Origin of the sequence: Xenorhabdus sp. SGI246 (assembly GCF_040838225.1) — a bacterium.
Taxonomy (GTDB): domain Bacteria; phylum Pseudomonadota; class Gammaproteobacteria; order Enterobacterales; family Enterobacteriaceae; genus Xenorhabdus; species Xenorhabdus indica.
This window is the reverse complement of record NZ_JBFPEZ010000093.1, coordinates 1-1827: the sequence shown is the minus strand read 5'-3', so window position 1 is coordinate 1827 and position 1827 is coordinate 1. Positions and strand designations below refer to the sequence as shown.

Annotated in this window: 1 protein-coding gene and 1 pseudogene; both read right to left on the bottom strand. The window is 31.5% G+C overall.

The window, feature by feature from the left end; all coding sequences use genetic code 11:
- Window positions 1–202: 202 nt before the first annotated feature.
- Window positions 203–334: pseudogene (locus ABLA85_RS17110) on the bottom strand (IS110 family transposase); the annotation flags it as partial.
- Between the two features lie 447 nt (window positions 335–781).
- On the bottom strand, window positions 782–1342 hold the full coding sequence (locus ABLA85_RS17105; RefSeq protein ID WP_367965553.1) for a hypothetical protein: 561 nt from the start codon (window positions 1340–1342) through the stop codon (window positions 782–784).
- Window positions 1343–1827 lie beyond the last annotated feature (485 nt).

Sequence of the window (1827 nt, the reverse complement as noted above, 5' to 3'; positions counted from 1 at the left end):
AGTGATAGGAACGTTTATTGAGCGTGAATACTACTTTCTCTAAGCGAACTAACTATTGGAAGCATGACCTATTTGCGTGTTGAAGTGAGAATATCACCTCTATAACGGTGACCAAAATCATTGGACCACATCAGTTTGTGAAATCATAAAAATCTGTTCAAATGACCCCATCCAATTTCTATTAATCTAACTTAAATTAAAAATATAAACGACGCAGGGCTTGTTGGGCTTCCGTTCTGGGCTGAACAAACCGCATTGAGGGGCGTGAGGCCGCTTCACAGATAGCTTCTGCGTCAATAAAATCATTCTTGTTACTTTTGATGTCCAATCTAACCATTTAATACATGACTGGCTTCGGGAGCTTTTCTCAGCTTAAATGAGTGAGATAATGGTTTGACAGACAGCACGAAAACGAAATTTTTAATAAATGACAGAAGTTATAATGACGACAAAGTTTGATATAGAAGAAGAGGATATGACAATGATATTTTTACTACTAAAGATAATTAAAATTATTTTTTTCTTTCCACTATTCATGATTGTTAGCTATTTTCTAATTTTAGATAGAAATTTTAAAAAAACGCTGGCATCGTCATTATCGGCGGCTATCATTCTATTTCTGATTGATATATTTTTACCAACACTACTTGTTTATCTGTCAAAATATTAGGATATTTAATATCTTTATAGTGCTTGGCACTGAACAATATAGTTAAAATACCAAGCACAATTTAGCATCACACATTAAATATCAGACGACACATATCATACCAACCAAATTTTAGATATTTGGTTTTATTTTATTTTCGTATACATACTTACTGACGGAAAAGTTTACATTTTCAGTCCATTGCCCTGTTATATCAAATGGGGTTCCTGGATCCCATTCACCTGGGAAGACATTCAGTAGATCAACTGGGTCTGAAAATCTGTCATAAAGTTTATAGGTTATGATCGCACTTAATTGATATGTTTGTCCATAAGACACAGCACTTACAACATGTAATCTTCCACTGACTGTAGCCCCTCCTATAGCCCATAATGGGTCATTGAAAGAAGAGGATGGAGTTCTGAAATCATACGTATTTTCAAAAGAAATTCTATTTCCATTTTGGATTTGTGAAATAAAACGAGATTGAACGCTGGTGCCATCCTTGCTTTCAAATAAACCTTTAAAGGCGTCTGGTTTTTTTATTAACTCCCTGACCCTCTCGTGAACACCTATGTCGTGAAGAGTTAGCGCTCGTCCTGAATTCCCAAAATAATGTGTTAATAAGTCAAAAGAACTCATTTCGTTAGAGCTAGTGGCACTGTAATTTTCAATATTTTCTTCTGTTTTCATAAAATCATCTCCAAATAAATATAATTCAGGTTATTTAGAAAAAAACAAAAATAATTCAAATGAAAAAACGCCATTAATTAAACAAACGACATTGAATTTAAAATATATAATCATTAGAATCAATGAAATAGAATTAACAATATTAATCAATTCTTGACAAAGTTAAATTCAATCAATTACTAATATGATTTATTATTTTCTTACGAAAAATATTATAAATAATTCCCAGATATAGAAACCTCCTAATCATTATTATTGGAAATGGTTTTTAATTACCAATAATAATATATTATGAAAAGTAAAATATAGTGAATTTACATTTAAGTAATAACAATGTCGTAATAAGTAAAATAGGTTTGCCCAACTATCATGCTATTATTGAATAATATTTACGGCTAAATACTATTTTGCAATTCATGTAAAGCAGCCACTTGTAAAAAGTGGCTACGGTTCTTGTACAGATTTGGGTCATGTATTGAATGGTT

Excerpts from the sequence above, each read along its gene's own strand:
- ABLA85_RS17105 (WP_367965553.1), bottom strand. The coding sequence starts at position 1,342 with ATGAAAACAGAAGAAAATATTGAAAATTACAGTGCCACTAGCTCTAAC.